At 71.7% G+C, this 26,298-nt stretch carries 25 protein-coding genes; 16 read left to right on the plus strand and 9 right to left on the minus strand.

The genetic code is table 11. From position 1 onward, the window contains the following. Positions 1-14 precede the first annotated feature (14 nt). The 9 genes from WMF46_RS07430 to WMF46_RS07470 all read left to right on the plus strand — a co-directional run bounded on the left by WMF46_RS07430 (position 15) and on the right by WMF46_RS07470 (position 10,121). Complete coding sequence (locus WMF46_RS07430; RefSeq protein ID WP_437984968.1) at positions 15-1,268, plus strand: outer membrane protein assembly factor BamB family protein; 1,254 nt, start codon at positions 15-17, stop codon at positions 1,266-1,268. Between the two features lie 45 nt (positions 1,269-1,313). Further along, positions 1,314-2,516, plus strand: a complete 1,203-nt coding sequence (locus WMF46_RS07435; RefSeq protein WP_437984969.1) for an MFS transporter — start codon at positions 1,314-1,316, stop codon at positions 2,514-2,516. A 10-nt stretch (positions 2,517-2,526) separates the two neighbouring features. Then, positions 2,527-2,997: a hypothetical protein gene (locus tag WMF46_RS07440; protein ID WP_437984970.1), complete on the plus strand. Its 471-nt coding sequence runs from the start codon at positions 2,527-2,529 to the stop codon at positions 2,995-2,997. A gap of 428 nt (positions 2,998-3,425) precedes the next feature. Continuing rightward, positions 3,426-4,508, plus strand: a complete 1,083-nt coding sequence (locus tag WMF46_RS07445; RefSeq protein WP_437984971.1) for a hypothetical protein — start codon at positions 3,426-3,428, stop codon at positions 4,506-4,508. Between the two features lie 562 nt (positions 4,509-5,070). Then, positions 5,071-6,354 (plus strand): hypothetical protein, encoded by a 1,284-nt coding sequence (locus WMF46_RS07450; protein WP_437984972.1) that lies wholly within the window; start codon positions 5,071-5,073, stop codon positions 6,352-6,354. A gap of 245 nt (positions 6,355-6,599) precedes the next feature. Continuing rightward, positions 6,600-7,145: a dihydrofolate reductase family protein gene (locus tag WMF46_RS07455; protein WP_437984973.1), complete on the plus strand. Its 546-nt coding sequence runs from the start codon at positions 6,600-6,602 to the stop codon at positions 7,143-7,145. 309 nt (positions 7,146-7,454) lie between these two features. Continuing rightward, positions 7,455-8,534, plus strand: coding sequence for a hypothetical protein (locus WMF46_RS07460; protein WP_437984974.1), 1,080 nt, complete (start codon positions 7,455-7,457; stop codon positions 8,532-8,534). A 302-nt stretch (positions 8,535-8,836) separates the two neighbouring features. Further along, positions 8,837-9,697, plus strand: coding sequence for a HipA family kinase (locus WMF46_RS07465; RefSeq protein ID WP_437984975.1), 861 nt, complete (start codon positions 8,837-8,839; stop codon positions 9,695-9,697). Further along, positions 9,675-10,121 (plus strand): DUF3037 domain-containing protein, encoded by a 447-nt coding sequence (locus WMF46_RS07470; RefSeq protein WP_437984976.1) that lies wholly within the window; start codon positions 9,675-9,677, stop codon positions 10,119-10,121. The genes WMF46_RS07465 and WMF46_RS07470 overlap by 23 nt, the downstream gene beginning before the upstream one ends. 51 nt (positions 10,122-10,172) lie before the next feature. On the opposite strand, the gene WMF46_RS07475 is transcribed toward WMF46_RS07470, so the two are convergent. The 3 genes from WMF46_RS07475 to WMF46_RS07485 all read right to left on the minus strand — a co-directional run bounded on the left by WMF46_RS07475 (position 10,173) and on the right by WMF46_RS07485 (position 12,938). Then, the gene (locus WMF46_RS07475) at positions 10,173-11,096 is read right to left on the minus strand and encodes a DUF808 domain-containing protein (RefSeq protein WP_437984977.1); all 924 of its coding nucleotides are present in this window, start codon (positions 11,094-11,096) and stop codon (positions 10,173-10,175) included. A 189-nt stretch (positions 11,097-11,285) separates the two neighbouring features. Beyond that, positions 11,286-12,197 (minus strand): ribosome biogenesis GTPase YlqF, encoded by a 912-nt coding sequence (gene ylqF / locus WMF46_RS07480; protein ID WP_437984978.1) that lies wholly within the window; start codon positions 12,195-12,197, stop codon positions 11,286-11,288. Between the two features lie 30 nt (positions 12,198-12,227). After that, positions 12,228-12,938: a DsbA family oxidoreductase gene (locus WMF46_RS07485; RefSeq protein WP_437984979.1), complete on the minus strand. Its 711-nt coding sequence runs from the start codon at positions 12,936-12,938 to the stop codon at positions 12,228-12,230. Positions 12,939-13,161: 223 nt separating this feature from the next. Between WMF46_RS07485 and WMF46_RS07490 the strand changes: the two genes are divergently transcribed. Then, a complete protein-coding gene (locus tag WMF46_RS07490) occupies positions 13,162-13,383 on the plus strand; it encodes a hypothetical protein (RefSeq protein ID WP_437984980.1) in 222 nt (73 codons plus the stop codon). 3 nt (positions 13,384-13,386) lie between these two features. Next, positions 13,387-13,893, plus strand: a complete 507-nt coding sequence (locus tag WMF46_RS07495; protein ID WP_437984981.1) for a DUF6896 domain-containing protein — start codon at positions 13,387-13,389, stop codon at positions 13,891-13,893. Between the two features lie 155 nt (positions 13,894-14,048). On the opposite strand, the gene WMF46_RS07500 is transcribed toward WMF46_RS07495, so the two are convergent. The 4 genes from WMF46_RS07500 to WMF46_RS07515 form a co-directional block, all read right to left on the minus strand. After that, positions 14,049-14,759 carry a GNAT family N-acetyltransferase gene (locus WMF46_RS07500; protein WP_437984982.1) on the minus strand — a complete coding sequence of 237 codons (711 nt, stop codon included), beginning with the start codon at positions 14,757-14,759 and terminating at the stop codon, positions 14,049-14,051. A 73-nt stretch (positions 14,760-14,832) separates the two neighbouring features. Beyond that, entirely contained in the window at positions 14,833-16,527 is a 1,695-nt protein-coding gene (locus WMF46_RS07505; protein ID WP_437984983.1) for a rhomboid family intramembrane serine protease, read from the minus strand. Between the two features lie 140 nt (positions 16,528-16,667). Further along, on the minus strand, positions 16,668-18,329 hold the full coding sequence (locus tag WMF46_RS07510; protein ID WP_437984984.1) for a protein kinase domain-containing protein: 1,662 nt from the start codon (positions 18,327-18,329) through the stop codon (positions 16,668-16,670). Between the two features lie 284 nt (positions 18,330-18,613). Further along, complete coding sequence (locus tag WMF46_RS07515) at positions 18,614-19,387, minus strand: endonuclease/exonuclease/phosphatase family protein (RefSeq protein WP_437987868.1); 774 nt, start codon at positions 19,385-19,387, stop codon at positions 18,614-18,616. 79 nt (positions 19,388-19,466) lie between these two features. Between WMF46_RS07515 and WMF46_RS07520 the strand changes: the two genes are divergently transcribed. The 4 genes from WMF46_RS07520 to WMF46_RS07535 all read left to right on the plus strand — a co-directional run bounded on the left by WMF46_RS07520 (position 19,467) and on the right by WMF46_RS07535 (position 24,105). Continuing rightward, positions 19,467-19,937: a GNAT family N-acetyltransferase gene (locus tag WMF46_RS07520; protein ID WP_437984985.1), complete on the plus strand. Its 471-nt coding sequence runs from the start codon at positions 19,467-19,469 to the stop codon at positions 19,935-19,937. Positions 19,938-19,985: 48 nt separating this feature from the next. Further along, positions 19,986-20,879, plus strand: coding sequence for an SDR family oxidoreductase (locus WMF46_RS07525; RefSeq protein ID WP_437984986.1), 894 nt, complete (start codon positions 19,986-19,988; stop codon positions 20,877-20,879). Between the two features lie 466 nt (positions 20,880-21,345). Then, positions 21,346-22,833, plus strand: a complete 1,488-nt coding sequence (locus WMF46_RS07530; RefSeq protein ID WP_437984987.1) for a sensor histidine kinase — start codon at positions 21,346-21,348, stop codon at positions 22,831-22,833. A 153-nt stretch (positions 22,834-22,986) separates the two neighbouring features. Continuing rightward, positions 22,987-24,105 carry a DUF4185 domain-containing protein gene (locus WMF46_RS07535; protein ID WP_437984988.1) on the plus strand — a complete coding sequence of 373 codons (1,119 nt, stop codon included), beginning with the start codon at positions 22,987-22,989 and terminating at the stop codon, positions 24,103-24,105. A 42-nt stretch (positions 24,106-24,147) separates the two neighbouring features. Here WMF46_RS07535 and WMF46_RS07540 read toward each other — a convergent pair whose 3' ends face one another. Then, on the minus strand, positions 24,148-24,723 hold the full coding sequence (locus WMF46_RS07540; RefSeq protein WP_437984989.1) for a TetR/AcrR family transcriptional regulator: 576 nt from the start codon (positions 24,721-24,723) through the stop codon (positions 24,148-24,150). 10 nt (positions 24,724-24,733) lie between these two features. Beyond that, positions 24,734-25,348 (minus strand): sugar O-acetyltransferase, encoded by a 615-nt coding sequence (locus WMF46_RS07545; RefSeq protein WP_437984990.1) that lies wholly within the window; start codon positions 25,346-25,348, stop codon positions 24,734-24,736. A gap of 282 nt (positions 25,349-25,630) precedes the next feature. On the opposite strand from WMF46_RS07545, the gene WMF46_RS07550 reads away from it, so the two are divergent. Next, complete coding sequence (locus WMF46_RS07550) at positions 25,631-26,290, plus strand: hypothetical protein (protein WP_437984991.1); 660 nt, start codon at positions 25,631-25,633, stop codon at positions 26,288-26,290. Positions 26,291-26,298: the final 8 nt, after the last annotated feature.

Raw genomic sequence — 26,298 nt, forward strand, 5'->3', positions numbered from 1 at the left:
TGTAGAGTGGAACGATGGCTAGGATCGTCGATTCCAGGTGTCCGCGCTGCGGCGCCCCGCTGCCGATTCAGCCGGCGATGGATGCAGTCACCTGCCAGTACTGCGGCGCGCGGTCGCTCATCGATCGCGGCAGGAAGCCGACCACCGCGCCGATCCCGCAGGGCATGCACGTCGTCCGGGTCGCCCCGCCGTCCAGCAACGCGGCGGGGGTCATCGTGATGTCGGTCGTCATGGCCATGGTCGTGGCCGGCGCGGCCGCCGGCGCCTTCATGTTCAGCGCGTCGGGGCCGTCCAAGGGCCGGTCGACGCCGCTCCTCGGCCTGGGACCGAACACGTACTTCAGCGATCGGCCGATGCTCGCCGACGTGAACGGCGACGGCGCGCCGGACGTGATCGGCAAGAGCAATGTCCCCGCCGGCGAGGAGTGGATCGCGGCCTACGACGGGCGCGACGGCAAGCCGATCTGGAAGACGGCGGCGCTCACCAAGGACGCGGCCAACCACGAGGCGCGGCGCGCGATCGTCGCCGGCCGTCTGATCTCGATCGACGCGCTCGGCAAGGCGCAGGCCTATGATCTGCGCACCGGGACGCCGTCGTGGGCGGCGTTGCTCGGTGAGAAGGCGAGGCGGCTGTGCCAGGGCGACGGCGTCATCGTCGTCGAGACGGTCGACGACGCGAAGCACGGGCTCGATCCGGCGACCGGGACGCGGCGCGAGCTCGCGAAGGGCGTGGCCTGCAAGACGGTCCCGAGCTCGATCCAGGAAGAGGCGCCGGGTTATCGGTTCGCCCGCTGGCACGAGTTCGACGAGCTCGGGCTGCCCGGCTCGCATGAGGTCGAGGGCATGTCGGTGAGCGGCGCGATCATCCCGAGCGGGCCCGGGCCGCGGTTCCTGCTCGGCGGCCGGAGCAAGGGCAGCCAGGTCGGCATGGTGGCCGCGGTGGACAAGAAAAAGGTCCTCTGGAAGATGGTGGTGCCCGGCGTCGACCCGCTGACCACGAGGGCGACGGGGGTGGAGGCGGGGGCCTATGAAGGCGGGTTCCTGGTCGTCCCTTATGACATGAAGGATCACAAGGACGGCACGCGCCTCGCCTGCTTCGAGGCCGGCACCGGCAAGCGGCTGTGGGACGTGCAGGTCCACAAGAAGTCGCAGGTCTCGTCCGGGATCTCGATCTCGGCGAACGACGTCTTCTTCGCCAGCTGGACGGCGCTCTACGTCTTCTCGCTGAAGACGGGGCAGCTCAGGTACATGATCGGGACCGAGTTCTAGGCGTCCGGCGCGCCCGCGGCAGCGCGGGCCCAAGGACTCCCCGCCATGTCGTCGGTCCAGCAGAACCCCTGGCGCATCTGCGTCTACCACGGCGTTCAATCGCTGATGTTCCCGGCGGCCATCTTCCCGCTGTTCTGGACGCAGGACATCGGCATGAGCGTGGCCACCATGATGGCCGTGCAGGGCGCGTTCAGCCTGAGCATCGCGCTCTTCGAGTTCCCGTCGGGCTACATCGCCGATCGCCTGGGCCACCGACGCGCGCTCGTGATCGCCTCTTTTTGCATCCTCGCCGGCTGGGTCCTCTACGCGCTCTCGCGCGGGCTCTGGTCGGTGCTGCTCGCCGAGCTCGTGCTCGGCGTCGGGTTCTCCCTTGTCTCGGGGGCGGACTCCGCGCTCCTCTTCGACTCGCTGCGAGAGCAGGGCAAAGAGCACGAGTTCGCCCGCTGGTACGGCCGCATGCGCTCGATCGCGCAGATCGCCTCGGGGAGCGCCGCGCTCGCCGCGGGCTTCCTTTACGCGCGCTGGTCCCGCCTGCCGTTCGCGATGGAGGCCGCGGCCTGGGCGCTCGCGGCGGGGATCGCGCTCCGGTTCGGCGAGACCCGGCGCGCCGAGCCGAAGGTCGAGGACCACCTGGGCCGCATGCGCGCGATCGTGCGCGACGCGCTGTTCGAGCGCGCCGACTTCCGCGCGGTGCTGCTGCTCGGCGTCGCGCTCGCGCTCGCGTCGTACCTGCCGACGTGGCTCATGGCGCTGTACGCGACCGAGGCCGGCGCCCCGGTCGCGTGGATAGGCCCCATGTGGGCCGTCGCGAGCTTCACCACCGCGCTCGGCTCGATGCTGAGCGAGCGCGCCGGCCGCCGCCTCGGCATGACGGGGACGCTGCTCGCGTGCGTCGTCCTGGTCGCGGTCGGGTACCTCGGCCTCGCGCTCTCGCGCCACGTGCTCGGGGTCGCGTTCTATTTCCTGCTGACGCTCGTGCGTGGGCTGCACATGCCGCTGCTCCACCACGAGGAGCAGCGCCTCGCGCCCGACGGCGATCGCGCGAGCTGCGTCTCGCTCCGCAGCTTTCTCTTCCGCCTCGCCTTCGTGCTGCTCGGGCCCGTCGTGGGGATGGGCGTCGATCGCTACGGGCACCGCCCCGTGCTGTGGGCCTCGGGCGCGCTCCTCGTCGCGCTGACGGGCGCGGCGTTCGGGCTGTTCGTCGCGCGCGCGGGGCGGCGTGATGAGGCGCGGGCGCCGCGGTGCTAGGGCGCCTGCCATGAAGAAGATCGAGAGAGAGGAGGAGGCGGACCGGCTCATCGAGCTCGCGGGCGCCGGGTCCTGGGACGTCATCCACGGGATCCTGGAGCGGCAGTTCGCCGTGCTCCACAACCGCGCTCAGGTGCTCATCGGTCTGTGCGGCATCGTCATCACCACGACCGGCTTCTCCGGCCGCCTCATCGCCGGCACCAGCCCCCACGCGCAGGGGCTGATCATCGCCGGCGTGGCGATCGTCCTGCTCTCCGCGACCCTGATCGTCTGGGGTGTGCAGCACATCCGCTGGCTCACCGAGCAACCGGGCGACGACCTGCGCGGCTGGCTCTTCGCCTCGCTCGCCTACCGCGATCGCAAGACCACGATCTACCGTGTCGCCATCGCGTTCCTGCTCGTCGGCCTCTCGTTTTATGTGATCGCCATTGCCATGATGCTACTCCACCCCACCGCCGCCCCGTCGCCCGGTGGGCGCTGAGCCCTGCGCCCCCGATGAGGCCGCTCTCTCTATCGGTGCCGCGCGCCGCCGTCGCCTCGACACCGCACCACGGCCGAGCAGCCAGGGACGCTCGGCCGCTGGCGCCGGCGGGCGCCCGCGCTCCGGACGCGACTTCGCAGGTGGCATGATGTGGCCTCTTCACGCGCATTGGCGCCGGCGTCGGTGATCGCGAAATGAGCTGAACTGTAACGACGGATCCGCACGTCCGTGTTGTTGAGAAGTTGCTCTGTCCAGGATAGTCTCGTCCCGTGCTGTTTGGCTCGGAGGAGCTCGGGCGTGGTCGGAGCCGCTGAAGGCGAACGGCGGCATTGGCCGCGGGGCCTCGCGGGATGGATCTAGGAGGGGCTAGGATGAGAACAGTTCGTTCTACGGCGGTGTGTGGGTTGTTGGTTTTCGCGTTCGCCGTCATGGGTTGCACGGACAATCCCGCGATCCAGGACGGTACGGGCGGGGGGTTCCCCTTCCCCCCGAGCACATCGTCGGGCTTGACGGGCGCGAGCAGCAGCTCGAGCGGCGGAGCGACCACCGGTGATGGCGGCGCAGGTGGTGGTGCCGGCGGCGGTACGGGTGGAGGCGTCGTTGATCCGGGCGATGGCTGCCCTGGCTGCGCGCGGCTCTCCGTGCCGCTCACGAGGGCGATGCAGGCCACGCAGTTCATGATCTTCTTCCACGAGAAGGTCGACCTGACCGGCGCGACCGTCACGTTCCGCGTGAGGACCCGCGCCGGCACGGGCGGCGCTCTGCAGCCGTTCGTGCAGAACGGGGGCGATCTCGGCTATGCGAACATCGGCTACTCGTGGAACCCGCTTGCCGACCTGGGACAGTGGACGGAGCTCAAGATCGATGTCGATGCGCTGGCTCCGGGAAATGCGATCTTCAACCGCACCGTGGTGGAGATGATCGGGGTTCAGGTCACGGCGGGCAACACGGGGCCCTGGGCCAATCCGACCGTTGTCGATGTCGACTACGTCACGGTCACGAGACCCGGCACAGGCGACGGGGCTCCGAGCAGCCAGCGCTTCTTCTTTGGCCCTAGCGGGGAGCGCGGCGAAGGCGGCGCCGGGGGCGAAGGCGGCGCCGGAGGGATGAGCGGCGCAGGCGGCGCGGGCGGCACCAGCGGCGATGGCGGCGCGGGGGGTATGAGCGGCGCAGGCGGCGCGGGTGGGGTGGCCGGGGCCGGAGGCGCGGGCGGCGAAGGCGGCGGCAGCGCGAGCAGCAGCAGCGCGAGTAGCAGCAGCAGCGCGAGTAGCAGCAGCAGCGCGAGCAGCAGCAGCAGCGCGAGCAGCAGCAGTTCGAGCAGCAGCAGTTCGAGCAGCAGCTCGAGCGGCGGCGGAGGCGGAGAAGGCGGCGGAGGCGGAGAAGGCGGCGGCCCCAGCGTCGATGTGATTCATGTGATGGGTCCGTACGAGTTCACGACGAGCGAGGAGCCGATGGAGGTCAACAATTACCAGCCCGTGGAAGGCTCGACGGTGACCCACGTCGCACCGTGACCCGTGGCTATCCCGTGGCGCCCCTGTACCCCGTCAGGGAGGTCCACGAGACGTGTTGAAGCATCCATCTGCACCGATCTGACGACGGTTCCGGACGCGACGGCGAGGGGCTCGGCACGCTCGACGAGCCGAGCGCGCTGCCGCGTCCGGAGGTGCCTTGAATGAACGAGGTGCGCTGTCGGTGGCGTCGTCGGGCGACGATGGTCGCTGAGGAAGCGATTGGCATGAGAGCGTGCTGATGTGCGCTCTCAGGATGCCGCGCTGTGCTCGGGCTCGACTCCGCAGGTGGTCTCATGTGGCTGCCGCGCCCCGCCTTGCTCGACTCCACAGGTGGTCTCATGTGGCTGCTGCGCTCGCAGCGGCGCCAGCGCCGAGCGATGCCAAGCGCGTTGGGTTTTGGTGACGGATTCGCACGTCCGGGCTGTTGAGAAAGTCGTCTGTCCAGGATAATGTCGCTCCTTGCGGGGCTGGCTCGACAGAGATCGAGTGCGGTGAGAGCCGCTCCGGCGAACGGCGGCTTCGGCCGCGCAGCCTCGCGGGGGCCTATCCAGGAGGGGTCACGATGAGATCAGTTCTTTCTTTGGCGGCGTACGGGGTGTTGGTCGGCGCGTTCGCCATGACGGGTTGCGGTGACGACGAGTCGACCGGCAGCGGCGGTGCGGGCGGGACGGGCGGGACGGGCGGCGGGAGCTCGTCCACCTCCAGCACGTCGTCGAGCTCGACCAGCTCGGGCGCTGACGGCGGCGGCGGCGCGGGTGATGGCGGTTCAAACGCGGATGGCGGCGGTGGTTCGAGCGACGGCGGCGGCGGTTCGAGCGACGGCGGCGGTGGTTCGAGCGACGGCGGCGGCGGTTCGAGCGACGGTGGCGGTGGTTCGAGCGACGGCGGCGGTGGTTCGGGCGACGGCGGCAGCAGCCCGGGTGTCGGCGGCGGCGGCAGCTCGGGTGAAGGCGGCGGCGGCTCGGTCCCGGAGGAGCGTTGCTCCGGCTGCGCGCGGCTGTCCGTGCCGTTCACGACCGCGAATACCGCGACGCAGTTCTTCATCGAGTTCGCCTCGGTGGTCGATCTGACGGGGAGCACGGTCACGTTCCGTGTGAAGACCCACGCCGGCACCAGCGGCGGCGTGCAGCCGTTCGTGCAGAACGGGGCGGACCGGTCCTATGCGAACATCGGCTACTCGTGGAATCCGATCGCCGGGCTGGCAGACTGGCAAGAGATCACGATCGATGTCGACGCGTTGGCCGGGTCGAAGCCCTCCTTCGAACGCAAGGAGGTGAAGTTGATCGGACTTCAGCTCACGGCGGGCGGCACCGGGCCCTGGACCAACCCGACCGTCGTCTACGTCGACTCCATCACCGTCACGAAACCCGGCACTCCGAGCGCCGCGCGAGGCGCCGCACCGAGCGGCGAGCGCGGCGAGGGCGGCGCCGGCGGCGAGGGCGGCGAGGGCGGCGCCGGCGGGTGGAGCGGCGAAGGTGGCGCCGGCGGCGAGAGCGGCACGGCCGGTGTCGGCGGCGCGGGCGGCGAAGGCGGCTCGGTCGGTGTCGGCGGCGCGGGCGGCACGGCCGGTGTCGGCGGCGCGGGCGGCGAAGGCGGCTCGGTCGGTGTCGGCGGCGAAGGCGGCTCGGTCGGTGTCGGCGGCGAGGGCGGCACGGCCGGTGTCGGCGGCGCGGGCGGCGAGGGCGGCACGGCCGGTGTCGGCGGCGCGGGCGGTGAAGGCGGCGGCTCCAGTGGAGAGGTGATCCACGTGGTGGGTCCGTTCGAGTTCACGACCGGCGCGGAGCCGATGGAGATCGGCAACTACAGGCCGGTGGCCGGCTCGTTGCTGACCCACATCGCCGAGTGATCCCGGGCCAGCCGGGGAGCACGCTGCGCCGGACGCAGCGAAGCGCGCAAGGCGCGCCAGAGCATCCAACAACAGCCTGAACCCTGACAACGCCAGCCGGAGGGGCTCTACAGCCCCCCGGCGAGCTTTCTCTGGTTGCGCCGGCGCGAGCTGCGCGATGAGAATGGCCTCGACGCGCCAGGACCCGGCGCGCTCGATGGACCGACCCACGGCGAGCTCAGGACAGCGTTCCAAGGAGGATTCGAATGAGAAAGATCGTCTATGACGTCGCGGTGACGGTCGACAACTTCATCTCGCACGAGGACGGCTCGGTGGACGGCTTGGTGATGCAAGGAGAGCACGCCGCCGATTACGTCGAGCGCCTGAAGGGCTACGACACCGTCGTGATGGGGCGAAGGACGTACGAGTGGGGCTATCCGTTCGGGCTCGTCCCGGGGAAGCGAGCCTACCCGCACATGGCACATTACATCTTCTCGAAGACCCTCCGCTTCGGCGAGGGCGCCGAGGTGGAGGTCGTGGACCGTGACGAGATCGCGGCCCTGAAGCGGCTGAAGGAGGGCGACGGGACCGATATCTACCTCTGCGGGGGCGGCGCCTTCGCCGGCTTCCTCCTCGATAACGACCTCATCGATCAGCTCGTCCTCAAGGTGAACCCCATCGTCTTCGGGCACGGGGTCCGGCTCTTCGGCGGCAGCACCAGGAAGGTCGAGCTGGCGCTCCTCGGCGCGACGTCGTACGCGAACGGCGTCTCGCTCCTCCGGTACGACGTGAAGCGCGGGAGTGCCGCGTAAGGGGTCGCCCGCGGCGATCGCGTGCCGCACGATTCCGTCGCGACGCCGTCGTCGGGCCCGCCGCGGCGCTTTTGTCGGGCGGGCGCTGAGCGCCGCGCCTCGACGGGGCTCATCTGGTTGCCAGGCTCACACGTTCGGCCGGTTGAGAAAAATTTCTTCCCAGGGTAGCTTGCGCCACGCGGCTGGCTCGGAGGAGCTGGCGGGCGGTGGCAACCGCCATGGCGAACGGCGGCCCGGGCTGCGTGGCCTCGTGGTGCACATCAGGAGAGGGTCAGGATGAGATCAGTTCTTTCTTTGGCAATGTGCGGGATGCTGGTCGGCGCATTCGCCATGACGGGTTGCGGTGATGACGACACCACCGGCAGCGGCGGCGCGGGCGGTGCGGGCGGCGGGGCCAGCTCCAGCACGACGTCGAGCTCCCGCAGCTCGACCAGCTCGGGCGGCGGCGAAGGCGGCGAAGGCGGCGCGGGCGGCAGCGATGGTGGCGCCGGCGGCGAAGGCGGCGCGGGCGGCAGCGACGGTGGCGCCGGCGGCGAAGGCGGCGAAGGCGGCGAAGGCGGCGGCGCCCCCAACATCGGGCCCGGTCCGGAGGAGAGCTGCTCGGGTTGCGCCCGGCTGGCCGTGCCGCTCACCACGGCGAACACGGGGACGCTGTTCCAGTTCGATTTATCTCCGCTGGTCGACTTGACCGGCGCCACCGTCACGTTCCGTGTGAAGGCTCATGCCGCCACCGGCGGTGGTCTGCAGATCTTCGTGCAGAACGGAGAGAAACAGACCTGGGCGGGCGTCCCCTGGGCGTGGACGAGCTTCAGCGACCTGAAGGAGTGGACCGAGCTCACCATCGACGTCGATGCCGCTGATGCGGCCGATGCCGCTGCTGGCGGGAAATTCGAGGCGACCGAGGTGAGGCGTATCGGCGTCAAGGTCGACGCAGGTGCCGAGGGGCCCTGGGCCAACCCGACCATCATCTATATCGACTCCATCACCGTCACGAGGCCGGCCAGCACGAGCGGTTCGGGCGGTGCCGGCGGTGCCGGCGGCGCGGGTGGTGCCGGCGGCGCTGGCGGCGAGGGGGGCGCCGGTGGTGCTGGTGGCACGAGCGGTGAGGGCGGCTCGGCGGGCGCGACCGGTGAGGGCGGCTCGGCGGGTGCCACGGGTGAGGGCGGCTCGGCGGGTGCCACGGGTGAGGGCGGCTCGGCGGGCGCGACCGGCGAGGGCGGCGCTGGCGGCGCCACCGGTGAGGGCGGCGCCGGCGGCGGCGCGAGCGGCGAGGTGGTCGATGTGATCGGTCCGTTCTTGTTCACGGACGGGCTGCAGAAGTTCCTGCTCGGCGATTACCAGACCGTGCCCGGCTCGCGGCTGGATCCCCTCGGTCCCCTCGGCGAGTGATCCACGAGGGCCTGCGGCGCTCGCTCTCGCGCTGCTGCGCGGAGCGAGCGCCCGGGCCGCCTCATCGATCATCGAGGGCGCGCTCCCCTGCGCGCTCCAGCTCGACCCAGCCTCCCTGTCTCACGTAACTGCTGTGCGGCGGCATACTTTGGCCGAAGGTGGGGCTTTTGAACCGCCAAGGACGCCAAAGACGCCAAGAAAAACATAAAAATCTTGGCGTCTCATGGCGTCTCATGGCGTCTTCGCGGCCCCATCCTCTCGGCGGGGGGGAATTCCCCCGCCATCCGCCACGCTGCTGAAGCATGCTCCGAACCGTCCACACGACCCGCTACGTCACCCCGCTCCGCGAGGGCGGGTCGCTGCCGGCCCTCGTCGAGGCCGATGACGACGGGCTCTATGTCCTGAAGCTCCGCGGCGCCGGCCAGGGGCCGAAGGCGCTCATCGCGGAGCTCGTCGCGGGGGAGATCGGGCGCGCGCTCGGGCTCCCGGTGCCGGAGATCGTCTTCATGGAGCTCGACCCCGCCTTCGGGCGGGCCGAGCCGGATCCGGAGCTGTCCGACCTGCTCTCGGCGAGCGCCGGCTTGAACCTCGCCCTCGACTACCTGCCCGGATCGCTCGCCTTCCAGCCGCTCGCCGGCCCGGCGATCGACCCGGGGCTTGCGGCCGCCGTCGTCTGGTTCGACGCCTTCATGAGCAACGTGGACCGGACGCCCAAGAACCCCAACCTGCTCCTGTGGCACCGCCGCCTCTGGCTGATCGACCACGGCGCGGCGCTCTATGTCCACCACGCCTGGACCGACGCGACCGACCCGCGCGCCGACGCGGGCGACCGCTTCCCGCTCGTCAGGAGCCATGTCCTGCTCCCGTTCGCGGGCGATCTCGCCGCGGCCGACGCCGCGCTGAGCGCCCGGCTCACGCCCGAGCGCATCGCGGGGATCGTCGCCGCGATCCCGGACGCGTGGCTGGCCGACCACGACCCCCGCGCCCGGCCCTCGGGCGAGCGGCGGTCCGCGTTCGCGCCCGACGCGGTCGAGGCGCCGCAGCCCGACGCCGCGCCGGTCGCGGCGCGGCGCGCGGCGTACGCCGCCTACCTGACCCACCGCCTCGCGTCGCCGCGGGGCTTCGTCGAGGAGGCGCTCGATGCAGCCCGTGCCCGGCGGTAGCCCTCCGGGCGCGCGCGACGTCGACGCCGCCGACCCGTTCGATTACGCCGTGCTGCGCGTGGTCCCGCGCGTGGAGCGCGGCGAGCGCGTCAACGTCGGGGTGGTCCTCTTCTGCCGCGCCCGGGGGTTCCTCGACGCGCGCTTCGAGCCCGACGAGCGGCGCCTGCTCGCCCTCTGGCCCGACCTCGACCTGGAGGCGGTCTGCGGCCACCTCGACTTCATCCGCCGCGTCTGCGCCGCCGATCGCGCGTGCGGGTACGTCGCCGAGCTCCCCCAGGCCGAGCGCTTCGGCTGGGTGGTGTCCCCGGCGAGCACCGTCGTCCAGCCCTCGCGTGTCCACGCGGGGCTCGGCGCCGACCCGGCCGCGGCGCTCGACCGGCTGGTCGCGACGCTGGTGCGGCCAGCGCGCGCCGGACAGGGCTGATCGGCGCAGCGCGAGCCCGCGCTCCAGGTGGCGCGAGCCCGCGCTCCAGGGTCAGTGGCCGTCCTTCTCGCGGTTCAACGCCTGCTTCACCGCGGTCACGACGCCCAGCACGACCGCGCCGGCCGCGACGCCGACGATCATGTTGGCGAGCGACGGCACCACCGCGCCGAGCACGGCGCCCGCGCCCTGGGTCATGTCCTCGATGTGGTGGTGCAGCCACGGCACGCCGTGCGTCAGGATGCCGCCGCCGACGAGGAACATCGCCGCCGTGCCGGCGACCGACAGGCCCTTCATCAGCCACGGCGCCGCCTTCAGGATGCCGCTGCCGAGCGACTGCTGGAGACCGCCGCTCTGGCGGCTCAGGTAGAGGCCGGCGTCGTCGAGCTTCACGATGCCGGCGACCAGACCGTAGACGCCCACGGTCATGAGCAGGGCGATGCCGGTCAGCACGGCGACCTGCGTGCCGAACGGCGACGCCGCCACGGTGCCCAGCGTGATCGCGATGATCTCGGCCGACAGGATGAAGTCGGTGCGCACCGCGCCCTTGATCTTCTCCTTCTCGAACTCGACGAGGTCGATCTTCGGATCGGAGAGCGCCTGCACGAGCTCGGCGTGGTGCGCCTCGTCCTCGTGCTTGCTGTGCAGCACCTTGTGGGCGACCTTCTCGAAGCCCTCGTAACAGAGGAAGGCGCCGCCGACCATCAGCAGGGGCGTGACGGCCCAGGGCGCGAAGGCGCTGATCGCCAGCGCCGCCGGCACCAGGATGGCCTTGTTGAGCGTCGAGCCCTTCGCGACGGCCCACACGACTGGCAGCTCGCGATCGGCGTTGACGCCCGTCACCTGCTGCGCGTTCAGCGCCAGATCGTCGCCCAGCACGCCGGCGGTCTTCTTGGCGGCCACCTTCGTCAGCACGGCAACGTCGTCCAGCACGGTGGCGATGTCGTCGATCAAGGCGAGCAGGCTGCTTCCGGCCATGGAGTGAGGTCCTCGTCGGGTGAATGGGGGTGGAGCGTAGGGAGCGTGTGGAGCGTGGCGAACGTCACGGGTGGCGCCGCACCGCAGCCGTCGCGGTGGGCATGGTAGCGGGCGTCGGCGGCCGACGGGTCGAAGATCCTGGGCGCCCGCGTCGATCGGCCGGCCTGGCCGTCGGCGCCGTGCCGCGGCTCACGCGCTCTCTTCGATCCCCGACGGCGACTCCAGCCCCGGCGGCTCTTCCAGGCTGATGCGCCCGAGCCGGCCGGCGCGGAAGTCGTGGACCAGGATGTCCGACGCCTTGTGCAGGTCCACCGATCCGCCGCTGCGCAGGCAGCCGCGGCGGCGGCCGATCTCCTCGATCAGCGCCGCGGCCGTCTCCGGCAGCTCCTTCAGCTTGTAGCGGGCGACGAGGAGCTCGGGGTAGCGCCGCAGGAAGTACCCCGCCGCGAACAGGGCGACGCTCTGGTAATCGATGGCCGTGTCGGGGATCGCCCCGCCCACGGCCAGGCGGAACGAGGCCGCCTCATCGTCGATCTTGGGCCAGAGGATCCCCGGGTTGTCGGAGATGGCCATGCCGGTCTTCAAGGTGACGAGCTGCTGGCTCTTCGTGACCGCGGGCTCGTCGCCGACCTTGGCCACCTTGCGCTCCATGAGCGCGTTGATGAGCGTCGATTTGCCGACGTTGGGGATCCCCACGATCATGGCCCGCACCACCTTGCCGGGGCCGTTCTTGGGGGGCGCGAGGCGCTTGCAGAGCTCCGGGATCCGGCGCCGCGCCTCGGACGACTGGCTCGCGGAGATCGCGATCGCGAGCACCTGGCCGCCCGGCGAGGCGCCGCGCCCGGCCTCGTCAGGCGGCGCGGCGTTCTCCGCCTCGAAGTAGCGGAGCCACGCCGTGGTGACGGCCGGGTCCGCCAGATCGCTCTTGTTCAGGACCTTGATGCACGGCTTCTGGCCGCGCAGCCCGGCCAGGACGGGGTTCTCGCTGGCCAGCGGCATGCGGGCGTCGAGCACCTCGATGACGACGTCCTGCGACGGCATCGACTCGGCGATCGAGCGCCGAGCCTTGGTCATGTGGCCTGGATACCATTGGATCGACATCCGCCGCGGAGCTCTATCACGCCCGGCGGGTCACGCGCACCCGTCCGGGCCGCAGGCCGCCCCCTCGGCGAGCGCCTGCTCAGGCGCGCCGGCCGCCTCGTCCCACGCCTTCTGGAGCACGCCGAGGAGGGCCTCGGCCGGCTGCGCGCCGGAGACGCCGTACCGCCCCCCGAACGCGAAGAAGGGGACGCCCGTGATGCCGATCTCGCGCGCCTCGGCCTCGTCGGCCCGCACCTCGCGCGCGTGGGCGTCGCTCGCGAGCGCCGCGCGGACCTCCTCCGGGTCGAGCCCCGCCTCGCCGGCGAGGCGCGCGAGCACCTCCGGCTCGCCGATGGCCTCGCCCTCGGTCATGTAGCCGCGGAGCAGCCGCTCCTTCACGGCGTCCTGCACGCCGCGCTCGGCCGCGAGGTGGAGCACGCGGTGCGCGTCGAAGGTGTTGCCGGGCCGGACCTTGTCGAAGCGGAGATCGAGGCCGTCCGCCGCGCCCACCTCGGTCATCTGCCGGATCATCCCCTCGGCCTTGGCGACCGGCACGCCGTATTTCTTCGCGAGGCGCCCGGCGTAGGAGACCTCGGTGTCGAGCACGCGCTTCGCCGAGGGGTCGAGCTCGAACGCGCGCCAGACGACCTCGACGGCATCCCGGCGCGGGAACCTGGCGAGCGCGGCCTCGAGCCGGCGCTTGCCGACGTAGCACCACGGGCACGCGATGTCGGACCAGACATCGACACGGAGCTTCTTCATGGCGGTCAAGGTAGGGCCGCGCGGCGCCTCCGGCCAGGCGGCGTGCGTCGCGGGCGGGAGGGGCGCCGGCGCGGCGGTTGGGGAGGGGCCGAGCTCGCCGGGGAGAGCCGAGTGGAGCGCCGAGCCCTCCGTGTACGCTCGCCTGTGCGAGGCGGATACCTCCGCGGCGGCATCTGAGGTCTGGCGTAAGGGGGGAGTGGGAAATTGGATGAGGAGAGGCGTGATGGACATTGAGAGGCTCTTGGTCGATTTCTACAACGGTGCCCACATGCTCGATGTCGTCGCCGCGTGGGCTTATGCGGTCGGGAATCGACAGAAGATTCTTGATGATCTCGCTTCGTTCGAAGGCGCATACGAGCAGCTCGTTGAGCCTCAAGAGAACCATGCTTTGGCTGAGCGATGCGCGCGAGCGTTGAAAGGAGGTGATGTGTCGCTTGCTGGATGAGCCTTGCCGCGCAAGCCCAGCCGCGTCACGACGACGCCTGTGCATCCCGTCCTCGTCGCAGTTCGCGCCGCCCTGGGCGCGGGCCCGGTCACCGCCGGTCCGCCTCCTGACCCGTGGCACGCGTGGCTCCTCGTGGCGCTCGCGCGGCAGGTCGATCGGCAGCGCTGGTTGGTACGGGTCCAGCGTGAGCGCCTCTCTCGTGCCTCCCGCCGTGGCGACGTACCGGGCATGCCGGGCTGGAAGTTTTACTTTCACGGCATCGGCCTCTGCCTGACCGCACCCGACGGCGAGACGATCGACGTCGACGATCACGGCGATGACGGCCTCACGATCGATCCTTGGTTCTTCACGCAGCGCATGCTGACTTCGCCGATGAGTCGCTCGAGTACGAGATCGACGAACGTCGCGCCTGGGCCGACGCGATCCGACCAGGGATCGATCCGGACTTCGACCGCGTGGTGTGGGGATGAAATGCAGGTGGTGGGGAATTCCCCCATCCAGCCGGAATGATGGAGCCGCCAAGACGCCACAAGACGCCAAGAAAAATAATCATCCTGGCGTCTTATGGCGTCTTGTGGCGTCCTCGCGGTTTAAAAGACTCCACCTTCGGTACCCCACCACCGGGCGACGTGGCGCCGCCTCGCCGTCGCCCGGTCACCCCCGTCTTACCGCCGCTCCTCCGCGCTCATCAGCGCGGAGAGGCTCTGCCGCTGGCGGCCCGCTCCATCGAAGTTCGAAGGATCGAGCCAGCGCTCGAACGCCGCCTTCGCCGCCGGCCACTCCTTGTCGATGATCGCGTGCCACGCCGTGTCGCGGGTGCGCCCCTTGACCACCGCGGCCTGCCGGAACACGCCTTCGAAGCGGAACCCGAGCCTCGCCGCCGCCGCCCGCGAGCCCGCGTTGAGCGCGTCGCACTTCCACTCGTAGCGGCGGTAGCCGAGCTCGTCGAACGCACGCCGCATCATCAGGTACATCGCCTCCGTCGCCGCAGGCGTCCTCTGAAGGAGCGGCGAGTACCTGAGGTGTCCGACCTCGATCACGCCGCTCTTGGGGTCGATCCGCAGGTACGCCGCGACGCCGACCGCCCGACCTGTCGTCGCATCGATGATCGCATGGAACAGCGGATCGTCGCCCAGGCACGTGGCGTCCATCCAGGCCCGGTAGTCCGAGAGGGTCGCGAAGGGCCCATAGGGCAGGTAGGTCCAGCCCCGCCCCTCCGCGTCCGCGAGGTTGGCCGCATGGAGGTCCGCCGCGTGCTTCTCGGGATCGATCGGCTCGACCCGGCACGTGCGCCCGAGCAGGATCTCGCGCGGCGGCAGCGGCCGCGGCGTCCAGCCGGGGAGGGGGTGGCCGATCGGCTGCATCAGAGAATTCATGTGCTCCACGGGATCGCTCTCTCCGCAAGGTGGTTTGCTCACGGCGCCGGCCGCGGGCGCCGCCCGCCGGGTGTTACTGCGCCACGATCGTCGCCGCCACCTTGTCCTCGATCCCTTCCCACGTCGCCGGCCGATCCGCCGTCGAGTAGGCCTGGAGCATCACCTCGCGGTCCCCGAGCACCACGACGTAGCTCACCATCTGCACCCCGTTCTTGAGCCCGTTCTTGACCCTCACCGCCGGCCGCCCGCCCAGCGTGATGCGCGCCGCCGGGCCCTTCGTGACGGTGTTCGCCGGCCGTTGCTCGTCGAGCACCTTGCGCTCCTGCTCGAGGAGGGCGTCCAGCTGCTCGGGCGGCACCGCGCCCTCGAGCGGGAAGACGGCGACCTGGAACACGACGGGCGTCCGGGGCAGCTGCCCGTACGTGTGGAAGCGGACGCCGGACAGCTCCTCCACGGACGCGGCGCTCGCGAGCGCCTCCGGCAGGTCCAGGGCGACGCCCGTGTCCGCGACCGCGGTGCGCGTCAGCGCCGGCGGCGCGCGGAGCTCCCACGGGCGGCCGGCGGCGAAAGCCGTCGCCACCGACAGCGCCATCGCCGCGGCCGTCAGGGCGGCCGCCGCCGTGAGGAGGGGGCGCGGCCTCGGCTCGGCGTCCGCCGCGCGCTCGCGCTGGTCCACGGGCGTGAGGCCCCGGGGGAGGACGGTGACGACGAGCGCGAAGCCGACGACGCCGCCGCCCAGGTGGGCGAGCAGGTCGACGCCGGGCTGAAAGCTGTAGACGAGGTTGAGCCCGAGCGGCAGCCACGCGCGGCTGCGCATCTGCGCGATCATCGCGGGGGGCAGGAGCCCGTGCGGCCGGAGCGCGACGCCGATGCCGGCCGTCATGAGCCCCCAGATCGCGCCCGACGCGCCGACGCTCCACCGCTCCTCCAGCATCGCGCTCGCGAGCGACCCGCCGAGCGCCGAGGCCCCGTAGAGCAGGAGGAAGCGCCGCGGGCCGAAGAGCGCCTCGAGCATCGGGCCGAAGGACCACAGCGCCAGCATGTTGACGAAGAGGTGCATCGGGTCGGCGTGCAGGAACGCCGACGCGAGGAGCCGGTAGAGCTCCCCGTGGCGCACCGCCTCGCCGCTGTTGGCGCCCATGCGCCACAGCGCCGCCTCATGGGTGCCCGAGCCGAAGGCGTAGCTCACGGCGAGCAGCACGGCGCACGCGATCATGAGCGTCGCCGTGACGCGGCGGCTGCCCCTCAGCCTGTCGACGATCGCGCGCTCCTGCTGCGCCAGCGCCTGCCCCTCGGCGAGCGCCTCCGCGAGCGCCTCAGGCTCGAGCGGGCCCGCCTCGGCGAGGCGCTCGTGGGCCCGCTCGAGGGCCGGAAGGGCCTGCCCCTTCACGCGCGCGAGCTCGCCCGCCGCGTCGAGGTGGTGGAAGCCCATCCGCACGGGCTGCACGAACGGCGCGACCTTGGCGAGCGCGGCCTGGCCCGGGGCAGCGCCGCCACCCACCAGCACGACGTGCGTCGGCGGCCCGCCGGACTGCACCGCCTTCACGAGCGGCTCGAGCAGGGCGTGGAGCTCGTCGGCCGTGGGGTCCCCCGGCGCCGTGACGAGCGCGATCTGGAGGGGCGCCGACCTGCCCGCGAGGAACGCCAGGACCGGGTCGCAGCGGAGCAGCACGAGGGCGTCCGGCCCGCGGAGCAGCGCGGCGAGCAGGCGGTCGCGTCGAGCCGCCGCGTCGTCCCCGGGCGCACGGTCCATGATCGGCAGATCCACCACGCTCGCTCCTCCTCCTGCTTCCCCCTCCCGCGAGAGGTCGCGCGGCGAGCGTAGCCGAAAGGCGGCGCGCGCAGCACGGCGGAGCGCGCCCGGCGAGCTGCCGCGCTCGTCCCGGGTCGGCGCGCTCGGCCTCCTCGCTAGGGCATGTGCGACGCCCGCGCCGCGTGCGCCGCCACCTCGCGGCGGAGGGCCTCCGTGACCCCCGGCAGCTCCCTGAGCCAGTCCCGCGTCGGGCGGTTGCGCATCAGCCAGGCGACGGCGTCGTCCATGGTGCTGAACACCTCGTAACGAAGCCGCGAGCGGCTCAGCAGGATGAACTCGATGGCCACGTTGCGCACGAGCGACGCCTTGAAGCCGTGGCCCTCGAACACCAGCGCGGCGCACATGCCGTGGGCCGCGAGCTCCCTGGAGAGCTCTGCGAGCGAGCTCCGGACCTCCCGCCCCGCCGGGACGGTGTTCTCCTCGAGGATGACCAGCGTCGCCTGCAGCTCGCTGCCGCGCTCGCGCAGGATGCTCCGGACCTCGCTCACCGCGGCCGCCGTGGTGTGCCGGCGCCAGATCTGGAAGAGGAGACCCTTCCAGGTGGCGACGCAGTGATCTTCATCCAGCGCGTGGAGGAAAGGCCTCGTCGCCCTGCTTCCCCCCTCGCTGCGCGGCGGCGAGCTCGCGGGCGGCGCGGGATCGTCGTGATCCCGGAGCGGCGGGGCCGCGAGCGGGCTGTTGAAGCAGGCGGCGACGGGGGCGGGCGGCCTCGCCGTGACCATGCCGGCCGGGGAGGCCTCGGGCGGAGGGAGCGAGCTGCGGCGACGCGCCGCCGCGGCGCCGGACGACGCCTCCGGCGGCGGGAGCGAGGTGCGGCGGCGCGACGCCGGCGCGGTCGACGCCGGCGCGGTCGACGCCGGCGCGGTCGGCGCCACGCGCGCGGCGCCGTCGAGGAGGCGATCGAGGGCAGGGCACATCGCGGACGCGCCGGTGAAGCGGGCGAGGGGGTCGCGCTCGACGCAGCGAGAGAACCAGGCGTCGAATCCGGCGAAGAAGGGCGGCAGTCCGAGCTCTCCCGCGCGCCGGCTCGCGGTGGGGATGGGCGCGAACAGCACTTCCCGGAGCAGCGCCGGGAGGTCTCGGCCCTGCCAGAAGGGCTTGCCCGTCAGGACGAAGAACGCGAGGAGCCCATAGGCCCAGACGTCGCTCTGGGGGAGCGCCCCCTGGCTCTCGCGCGCTTGCTCGGGGGCCATCCAGAGGGGCGTGCCGACGGCGGCCGTCAGCGAGGCGCGCGCGTCGGCGATGACTTTGGCGATGCCGAAATCGAAGAGCTTGACCCGCGGCGCGGCGCCGTCGCCCGCTTCCTCGAGAAAGACGTTCTCGGGCTTGAGATCGCGGTGAACGATGCCCGCGCCGTGCGCGTCCTCGAGCGCGCGCCCCAGCTGCCCGAGGACGCGGCGCGCCTCCGCGAGCGGGAGCGGGCCTGCCCGCTCGACGCAGGCCGAGAGGGTCTCGCCCTGGAGGAGCTCCATCGCGAGGTAGGGCAGGCCCGTCCCGCCGTCGACGCCGGCGATCAGCACCTCGACGATGTGCGGGGACCCGATGAGCCCAGGAGCTCGCGCCTCTCGCTCGAAGCGGCGGCGCTCCTCGGGGTCGACGGCGCGCACCGGGTGCATGACCTTCACGGCGCGCTGGCGCGCGGTGCTGTGCTGGCGGCAGAGATAGACGCTGCCCGTGCCGCCCGAGCCGAGCGTGCGCACGACCTCGAAGTCGCCGCCGATGATGCTGCCAGCTTGCAGGCCGTAGGGTGAATCCATGGCGCGGACCGAAGCGTTTGCGTAACGGATGCGTAACCGAGCCCCCCGCGCGTGTCGCGCGCGATACCGCCGATTCAATCATGTTGTCGGCCGCTGGCGAGCCGAAGACATCGCGTTGTGTGCTGTTCCAGTGCAGTCGTCCCGGTTCGACCCGGTCACACCGGCGCTCCGTCCATGGCTCGATCGCTGCCGCCACCGCGCTCGCCGTGAGGATTGCTGAGCGAACGGTGCCTCGCTGTTGCAGTTGCAGAGGCGTGGACGGATCGTCCGCGCGGCGCGCGGTGTCAGGAGAGCTCGGCGACGACCGCGTGGTGGTCGGACGCGGCGCCGACGTCGATGACGTCGGCCAGCGCGAGCCGGCCGGCGAGCCGCGGCGACAGCAGCACGTAGTCGGTCCGCGTCTCCACCTGCGCGCCGTCGCGCCCGCGCAGCGCGGTGAACCAGCGCGAGGAGCGCGGCCTCAGGAGCAGGGCGTCGGCCCAGCCGAACGCCTCGATCGCATCCATCGTGTCGAACCGCGGCGGGCTGCCGTACTTCTCGATGCCGGCCGCCGCGAGGCGCGCGCCGAGGTCCGCGGGGTAGGGGTCGCGGCGCGACAGCGCGTTGAGGTCGCCGGCGAGCGCCCAGAGGCCCGAGGCGAACCGGGCGGGCGGCACGAGGGAGAGCAGCCAGCGGGCCTCGGTGAGCCGGCGATCCTCGCTGCCGGCGTTGAGGTGGGTGCCGAGCACCACGAGCGGCTCGCCGCCCAGCGAGAGCTCGACCTCGACGAGGCAGTGCGCCAGCGCCTCGGGCGCGTGCACGCGCGCGCCGGCGAGCGGCGCCCGGCTGACGACGGCGACGTGGTTGCGCCTCCCGTTCGGGCGCGGGTTGGCGTTGCCCAGGACGGCGTGCCGCTCGCCGGCGGGCGCGCCGATCGCCTCGGCGACGGCCCGGAGCCGGGCGCCGTCCTCCCAGCCCACGCACTCCTGGAGGACGAGCAGATCGGGGCGCGCGGCGGCGACGATCGCGAGGATCGCCTCGAACCGATCCTCGCCGCCGAAGAGGATGTTGAAGGTCATGATCTTCACGGTCCGATCAGGCTAGCTCCTCCGAGGCCGGAGCGTCTGCGCGGAGCAGCCAAAAGGCGCGCTGAATCGGGTGGACGCAGCGCCCGAGACGGCGCACGAAGCGGGCATGGCCGGCGACGTCCTCCCGATCCGCAGCGACTCGCCGCTCTACGCCGGCGCGCTCCGCCTCCGGCGCGAGGTCTTCATCGTCGAGCAGTCCGTGCCCGAGGACATCGAGATGGACGAGCTCGACCCCGTCGCGCGGCATTTCGTCGTCCTCGACGGCGGCGAGGTCGTCGCGACGATGCGGATCGTGCCGTACGAGGGCGCGCTCAAGGTCGGCCGCGTCGCCGTCAGGAAAGACCTTCGCGGCGCGGGCCTCGGACGGCGGCTGATGGAGGAGGCGATCCGCGTCGCCGGGGCCGAGGGCGCGCGCGCGCTGGTCCTGAACGCCCAGGTCGTTGCAGCGGCGTTTTATCGCAAGCTCGGCTTCGTCGAGGAGGGGCCGATCTTCGACGAGGCGGGGATCCCGCACACGAAGATGGTCCGGCGGATGGCCTGAACCGGCGGGCGCTCCCGGGCGCCGCGCTCGAAAGGAGCGGATGAACCGATGACCGAGCAGCGAATCCTCCTCGCCGGCGCCACGGGCGCGGTCGGCATCGAGCTCTTGCGCCTGCTCCGCGCGCGGGGGCGCTTCGTGCGCACGCTCTCTCGCTCGCCCGAGAACGCGGCGCGCGTCCGCGGCCTCGCCTCCGAGGTGGTCGTCGCCGACGCCGCGGAGCCCGGGGTCCTCGCCGGGGCGCTCGAGGGCATCCACACGGTCGTCTCCTGTCTTGGCGCGAACGTCTCGATGGCGCTGCGCGAGCGCAGGAGTTACCAGGACGTCGACGTCGTCGCGAACACGCACCTGATCGAGGCCGCGAAGCGGGCGGGGGCGAAGCGCTTCGTCTATCTCTCCGCGCACCCGGGCCCCGGTTATGCCCACACGCGGTACATCTCTGCCCATCTCCAGGTGGAAGAGCGGATTCGCGCCTCGGGCCTCTCGTCCTCGTCCGTGCGCCCGACAGGCATCTACACCGCGCTGACGGACCTGATCGCGATGGCGCGCTCCGGCGTGGGCGCCGTGCCCGGCGACGGACGGGCGAGGACCAACCCGGTTCACCCCGTGGACGTCGCGGAGGCGCTCGTCGAGGTGCTCGCCGAGGGCCCTGACGTGGTGTCCGTGGGCGGGCCCGACGTGATGACGCGCGACGAGGTGATGCGGCTGGCCTTCGCCGCTGTCGGCAAGGAGGGGCACGTCGTGCACGTCCCCGCGGGGGTGTTCCGGTCCACGAGCGTGCTGCTCGCGGGGGTGCATCCGCGGCTGTCGGATCTGCTCGAGTTCGTGGCGGCCGTCATGGTGTCCGATTCGGTCGCGCCCGCGCGCGGGACACGGCCGCTGCGCGCGTGGTTCGAGGCGGCGGCCGGGGGTCGCGCGGATCGCCCAGAGGTCTCCGAACGTTAGTTCCGCCCGATAGAAGTCCGGCCGGGGATGGCGGCGGCGATCCGCGTGCTCGGCGCGCCGCAGCAGGTCGCGACCTCTGCCGCTCCATCCGCGGCCGGGCGGACACCGCCGTTCCGCCTGGGTTGCCCCCGCGCAGATCGCTGACCCGAAGATGCCAAAAAAACTCGTGGAGAGAGGCGCTGGGAGGCATGACGAGAAGGCAGCGCGCGGCCTCTCGCGCACGTTGCGCATCGCGGTGTTCGGAGCCAATCTCCCGTGAACGATGATGTCGAAAGCGGGCGGGCGAAGCCCCGGACTGGATGGGCCTGGCTGCCCGCGCGAAGGTCCTGGTTCACCTCTGATCGGCTGGATTGGGATCGTCCCACGAGCCGCGTGCGCCATCACCGTCGTGACCGCTGCTGCCGTCCTGGTGGGCTGGTGGCTCGATGTTCAGACTCTCAAGAGTGTTCATCCGACCTTCGTGACCATGAAGGTGAACACGGCGCTGGCGTTCCTTGCCTCCGCCGCGTCGCTGTGGCTCCACTGCCGCGCGGGATCGAGCCTGTGGACGCGCCGGCTTTCGCGGGCGTGCGCCGGCGGGGTCGCTGTCGTCGGGTTGCTCACGTTCCTGGAATACGCGCTGAACCGGCCGCTCCATATCGATCAAATTCTCTTCCGGGAGGGGCCGGGCGCCGTCGGCACCCCTCACCTCGGGAGGATGGCTATCACGACGGCCATCTGCTTTGTCCTCGTCGGCTCGGCGCTGTGGCTCCTCGACGTGAAGGCGCGGCGCGTGCGCCGGCTTTTTTCCGCGCTGGTCGTGCTGATCGCGCTGTTCGGGCAGCTGGTGGTGCTCGGATACGTGCTCGGGGTCGGGTACCTTTATGGCGTCGGGGCGACGACCGAGGTCGCGTTGCATACGGCGCTGCTCTTTCTGGTGCTGTCTGCCGGCGTCCTGTGCGCGCGGCCCGAGCTGAGCGGCGTCGAGCTGCTGATGAGCGCGGGGGCAGGCGGCGTGATGGCACGACGCCTGATTCTCGCCGCGTTCGGCGCGCCGTTCGTCCTCGGCTGGGTGATCGTGGAGGGGCGGAAGCTCGGCCTCTACGATTCGGCGTTCGAGTCGTCGCTCCTCGTCATCGGCTGCATCGTCCTCATCGTGCGCCACATCTGGAAGAGCGCTGCCGCGCTGGAATGCATCGACCGGGATCGGGGGAGGGCCGTAGAAGATCGCGGCCGACTCGCTCTCCGTGAGGAGGCCGTGCAGGCTGCCGTCCGGGAGAGAGACGAGTTCCTCTCCATCGCGTCCCACGAGCTCAGAACGCCCATCGCCGCGCTCCAGCTCACGCTGCAGGTGCTGGAGCGCAGGCTCGGCGGCGACGAGTCAGCGACCCTCCGGCACGACGGCACCGTCCGGGCGGTGGAGGGGAGCCTTCGACAGGTCGCGCGGCTGACGCGGCTCGTCGAGCAGCTGCTCGATCTGTCGCGCATCAAGGCGGGTCGTCTCAAGCTCGAGCCCGAGAGGGTCAATCTCGTCGAGGTGGTGCGTCAGGCCGTCGAGCCCCTCCAGGGGGTGCTGGCGCAGGCGGGTTGCTCGCTGTCTCTGCGCGTCGAGCGCGAGATCCTCGGTCGCTGGGATGCGCTGCGGATCGAGCAGGTGGTGACGAACCTCGTGTCCAACGCGCTGAAGTACGGCGCGAACGCTCCCGTCGAGCTCAGCGCACAGCGGCGTGGGGACACGGCCGTGATCGCGGTGCGCGATCATGGAATCGGCATCGCTCCGGAGAACGCGGCGCGGATCTTCGAGCGGTTCGAGCGCGCTGTCTCGTCGCGCGACTACGCCGGGGTGGGCATCGGCCTCTTCATCGCCAGGCAGATCGTCGAGGCCCACGGCGGCTCGATCCGGGTCGAGAGCGCGCTCGGCGTGGGTTCGACCTTCGTCGTCGAGCTGCCCATCGAGCCCGTGTGGGCTCGCTGAAGGCAACGCGATCCCAGCCGGAGCTGAAGCGGTCGCCGGCAGAGCGACGCGAGCCGAAGAGGACGAAGTCGGTCGTCGAGGACGATGTCGAGCGGAGCGCCAGGCGGGTCGATCTGCTCGATGCGCGGTCCGCTGTCGTGGGAGGATGGCGTGATGCGCTCCATACGCCGATCCCTCACGCTCTCCCGTTCTGTCCCCATCGTCCTCGCGCACCTGGTCGTCGCGGCGTGTGGCGGGGAGCCGGGCCCAGGCGTCGAGTCTGCCGAGGAGATCGGCGTCATCGAGAAGAGCTCATGGATCGAAGGGCGCGACGGTGGAGACAGCGCTGTCGCGTGGGGCAAGTCGGTCTGGGTCTACGGCGATACCGTCCTCACGCAGGCTGACGAGGCCGGGACGAACTGGCACCATAACTCGTTCGACATCTCGGACGATCTCGACGCGTCCGACGGCATCGGTGGCTTCTCATCCCCGGCCGACGGCGCGGGGGCGCCGGGGTATTTCATCGCGCCCACCACGGACGAGCAGGCGTTCAACGACGCTCACGCCGGCGATGACTGCGCCGAGGCGCCATGCGGCGCCCGCTGGGCGGTGTGGCCCGGGGCGCCGGTGTTCGATGCGGCGCGCGACCGCGCCCTGATCCCGTATGGTCTCATCTACGCGGAGCCGGGCGACTTCAACTTCCGCGGCGTGGGCCAGTCGTTCGCGATCTGGGAGGGCCTCGACGAGGCGCCGGTGCGGCCGATCGTGGACGCGAGCGCCGAGCACCCCGACCTTCTCTTCGGGGAAGGCGAGCCCGGCTGGGGTGCCGCGCTGGTCGCCCACGGCGACGACCTGTACACCTTCGCGTGCGACGGCAGCCTGTCCAAGCCGTGCCGCCTCGCGCGCGTGCCGCTCGAGACGCCCCTCGACCGGGGCGCCTTCCGCTACTTCGACGGCGATGGCTGGAGCGACGACGCCGGGGATGCCGCGGAGCTGTTCGACGGCGCGCCCATCATGTCCGTCTCGTACTGTGAGCACCTCGGGGCGTGGCTGGCGGTCTACTCGCCCCCGTTCGAGCACCGGATCGTGGCGCGCACCGCCCCGGACCTCACCGGCCCATGGTCGGACGAGGCCACCCTCTATACGGCCCCGGAGGAGCGCGCGCCGTACGACTCGGTTCACCACGCGGAGTACGAGGAGGACGGCGGCCGGGTGCAGTACATCACGTACTCGCGGCCGACGAGCGGCTGGTTCGGGTCGGAGTTCGCGCTCGTGCGCGTCGTGCTGAAGTGACGGGCGAGCGCTCGCCCCTGACGGGCAATCTGCTGCGGGAGGTCAGCGGGTGAAGCGGCGGATGGCGTGCCGGATCTGCTCGGGCGCCATGGGATCCGTCGACAGGGCGCTGTGCAGCACGAGGCCCTCGATCAGCGCGTCGAGCTCCCGCGCGGTCACCGGGTCGAAGTGGAGCTCCAGCGCGCGCCGGCTCCGCAGCATCCAGGCCTGGGTGACGGCGCGCAGCGCGGGCCTCCGGGCGGCGGCGACATAGAGCTCGACGCTGAGCACCAGGTCGCGCTCCGAGCCGAGCAGGGCCATGGTGAGGTGCTCGACGAGGAGCTCGACCGCGGCCCCGCGGTCACACGCGGCGCGCATCTGCTCCTCGAAGCGGGCGGCCATGTCGTCCGCGTGCCGGGTGAACGCCGCGGCGAGCAGCTCGTCGATCGAGGCGAAGTGGTACGTTGTCGAGCCGAGCGGCACGTCGGCGGCCCGGGCGATCGAGCGGTGGGACGCGCCGGCGACGCCCTGCTCGGCGATCACGTCGAGCGCGGTCGCCAGGAGCCGCTCCCGGCGCCCGGGGTCGTGGCGGCGGGCCCGCCGCGCGGGGGCGGCGCGCCTCGCCCTGGCGGCGCTCATCGCGCCTCCGTCACCCTCGCGCCCCGCCCGGCGCCTGCGCGGCCCCCGCGGCGTCGAGGGTGCGGATCACGCGGGCGGGGTTCCCGACCGCGATCACGTTGGCCGGCAGGTCGCGCGTCACGACGGAGCCCGCGCCGACCACGGTGTTGTCGCCGATGGTCACCCCCGGAAGCACGATGGCGCCGCCGCCGAGCCACACGTTGTTCCCGATCGTGATGGGCTTCGCCGCCTCCCATTTCTGCCGCCGGGGCTCGGGCTCCACCGGGTGCGTCGGCGTCAGCAGCTGCACGTTCGGGCCGATCTGCACGTCGTCGCCGATCGTGATCGGCGCGACGTCGAGCGCGACCAGCCCGAAGTTCGCGAAGCAGCGCGCCCCGAGCGTGATGCGCGAGCCGTAGTCCACGTAGAACGGCGGGCGGATCTCGGTGCCCTCGCCGATCGCGCCGAGCAGCTGCTCCAGCAAGCGGCGGCGCAGCGGGCGCTGCCGGGGCGACGTCGCGTTGTACGCCGCCATGAGATCGAGCGCAGCCGCGCTCTGCTCGGCGATCTCGGGATCGTCGGCGATGTAGAGGTCGCCAGCGAGCATCCGCTCGCGCATGGACCGGGGATCGTGAGGCGTCGACATATGGACGAGTGTACACTGTATAGGAACGGGTGTCCACATCGGCGGCCGGGACGCCAGCCTGCGCCTGCCTGGCGAACGACCCTGCTGCGATGTTCCATCAAACCATGTGCGCAGGACGAGCCGGCGGGCGCGGCGCTCGCTCACACGAGCAGCGCACGGGTGTGCCACGACGTCGGCATCCTCTGGCGCCCGGATCGGGTCGGCCAGCACAGGAGCGCCACGAGCTGCTCGGATTCCCGTGCAATTGGCCGCCTGGTACACGGCTTGTTAATCGCTCTGCCCATGTCAGGAACCGCCTTTATTCACGTTCGTGGTAGTTTTGTGCTGGTGCTCGCCGCGCTTTATGGCTGTGGCGGAGAGAGCTCCAACGCCGAAAGCGGATCGGGGGGCAGCGGAGGCGCGGGCGCCGGAGCGACGTCCGGATCCGGCGGCAGCTTGGATGGCGGCGGCGGCTCGGGCGGCGCGAGCACGGGTGGCTCGACGACCGGCGGCGCGGGCACGGGCGGCGCGACCACCGGAGGCTCGCAGACCGGCGGCACGACCACCAGCGGCGCCGGCGGACCGCCTCCGACCGCGCTTTGCCCGGAGACCATTCCGGTGCCCGAGGCGGAGTGCCGGCAGCAAAACGGCCCCTCCTGTTTCTATGGCGATTGCGAAGATGGCCAGCGTACGGTCGCGACCTGCCTGGCATCGGGGTGGACGCTCGAGACGCGACCCTGCGCCGCGTTTCCCTGTACCGGCAGCCAGGAGTGCATGCCCGGCCAGATCTGCTCGGTGATCCAGGGCGGCGCCCTCTTCGGGACGTGCATCGCCAATCCCTGCGGAGCTGGCCCTGTCACCTGCGAATGTGCCGACGCGGGCTGTCCCGCGTGCCGCGTCGACGATTCCTCGGGCGGCATCACCGTCACCTGCAACACCTGTCCGGGCGGCGGCTGCCCGTGAGCGCGCTC

The sequence above is a fragment of the Sorangium sp. So ce117 genome (genome assembly GCF_051524395.1).
Taxonomy (GTDB): Bacteria; Myxococcota_A; Polyangia; order Polyangiales; family Polyangiaceae; genus Sorangium; species Sorangium cellulosum_B.

What these genes read in the sequence shown, in the direction of transcription:
- WMF46_RS07475 (WP_437984977.1), bottom strand. Translation starts at nt 11,096, where the DNA reads ATGGCCGGAAGCAGCCTGCTCGCCTTGATCGACGACATCGCCACCGTG.
- WMF46_RS07435 (WP_437984969.1), top strand. Translation starts at nt 1,314, where the DNA reads ATGTCGTCGGTCCAGCAGAACCCCTGGCGCATCTGCGTCTACCACGGC.
- WMF46_RS07485 (WP_437984979.1), bottom strand. Translation starts at nt 12,938, where the DNA reads ATGAAGAAGCTCCGTGTCGATGTCTGGTCCGACATCGCGTGCCCGTGG.
- WMF46_RS07515 (WP_437987868.1), bottom strand. Translation starts at nt 19,387, where the DNA reads ATGACCTTCAACATCCTCTTCGGCGGCGAGGATCGGTTCGAGGCGATC.
- WMF46_RS07545 (WP_437984990.1), bottom strand. Translation starts at nt 25,348, where the DNA reads ATGTCGACGCCTCACGATCCCCGGTCCATGCGCGAGCGGATGCTCGCT.
- WMF46_RS07445 (WP_437984971.1), top strand. Translation starts at nt 3,426, where the DNA reads ATGGGTTGCACGGACAATCCCGCGATCCAGGACGGTACGGGCGGGGGG.
- WMF46_RS07450 (WP_437984972.1), top strand. Translation starts at nt 5,071, where the DNA reads ATGAGATCAGTTCTTTCTTTGGCGGCGTACGGGGTGTTGGTCGGCGCG.
- WMF46_RS07530 (WP_437984987.1), top strand. Translation starts at nt 21,346, where the DNA reads ATGAAGGTGAACACGGCGCTGGCGTTCCTTGCCTCCGCCGCGTCGCTG.
- WMF46_RS07535 (WP_437984988.1), top strand. Translation starts at nt 22,987, where the DNA reads ATGCGCTCCATACGCCGATCCCTCACGCTCTCCCGTTCTGTCCCCATC.
- WMF46_RS07510 (WP_437984984.1), bottom strand. Translation starts at nt 18,329, where the DNA reads ATGGATTCACCCTACGGCCTGCAAGCTGGCAGCATCATCGGCGGCGAC.
- WMF46_RS07525 (WP_437984986.1), top strand. Translation starts at nt 19,986, where the DNA reads ATGACCGAGCAGCGAATCCTCCTCGCCGGCGCCACGGGCGCGGTCGGC.
- ylqF (WP_437984978.1), bottom strand. Translation starts at nt 12,197, where the DNA reads ATGTCGATCCAATGGTATCCAGGCCACATGACCAAGGCTCGGCGCTCG.
- WMF46_RS07500 (WP_437984982.1), bottom strand. Translation starts at nt 14,759, where the DNA reads ATGAATTCTCTGATGCAGCCGATCGGCCACCCCCTCCCCGGCTGGACG.
- WMF46_RS07490 (WP_437984980.1), top strand. Translation starts at nt 13,162, where the DNA reads ATGGACATTGAGAGGCTCTTGGTCGATTTCTACAACGGTGCCCACATG.
- WMF46_RS07550 (WP_437984991.1), top strand. Translation starts at nt 25,631, where the DNA reads ATGTCAGGAACCGCCTTTATTCACGTTCGTGGTAGTTTTGTGCTGGTG.
- WMF46_RS07430 (WP_437984968.1), top strand. Translation starts at nt 15, where the DNA reads ATGGCTAGGATCGTCGATTCCAGGTGTCCGCGCTGCGGCGCCCCGCTG.
- WMF46_RS07460 (WP_437984974.1), top strand. Translation starts at nt 7,455, where the DNA reads ATGCTGGTCGGCGCATTCGCCATGACGGGTTGCGGTGATGACGACACC.
- WMF46_RS07440 (WP_437984970.1), top strand. Translation starts at nt 2,527, where the DNA reads ATGAAGAAGATCGAGAGAGAGGAGGAGGCGGACCGGCTCATCGAGCTC.
- WMF46_RS07465 (WP_437984975.1), top strand. Translation starts at nt 8,837, where the DNA reads ATGCTCCGAACCGTCCACACGACCCGCTACGTCACCCCGCTCCGCGAG.
- WMF46_RS07455 (WP_437984973.1), top strand. Translation starts at nt 6,600, where the DNA reads ATGAGAAAGATCGTCTATGACGTCGCGGTGACGGTCGACAACTTCATC.
- WMF46_RS07540 (WP_437984989.1), bottom strand. Translation starts at nt 24,723, where the DNA reads ATGAGCGCCGCCAGGGCGAGGCGCGCCGCCCCCGCGCGGCGGGCCCGC.
- WMF46_RS07470 (WP_437984976.1), top strand. Translation starts at nt 9,675, where the DNA reads ATGCAGCCCGTGCCCGGCGGTAGCCCTCCGGGCGCGCGCGACGTCGAC.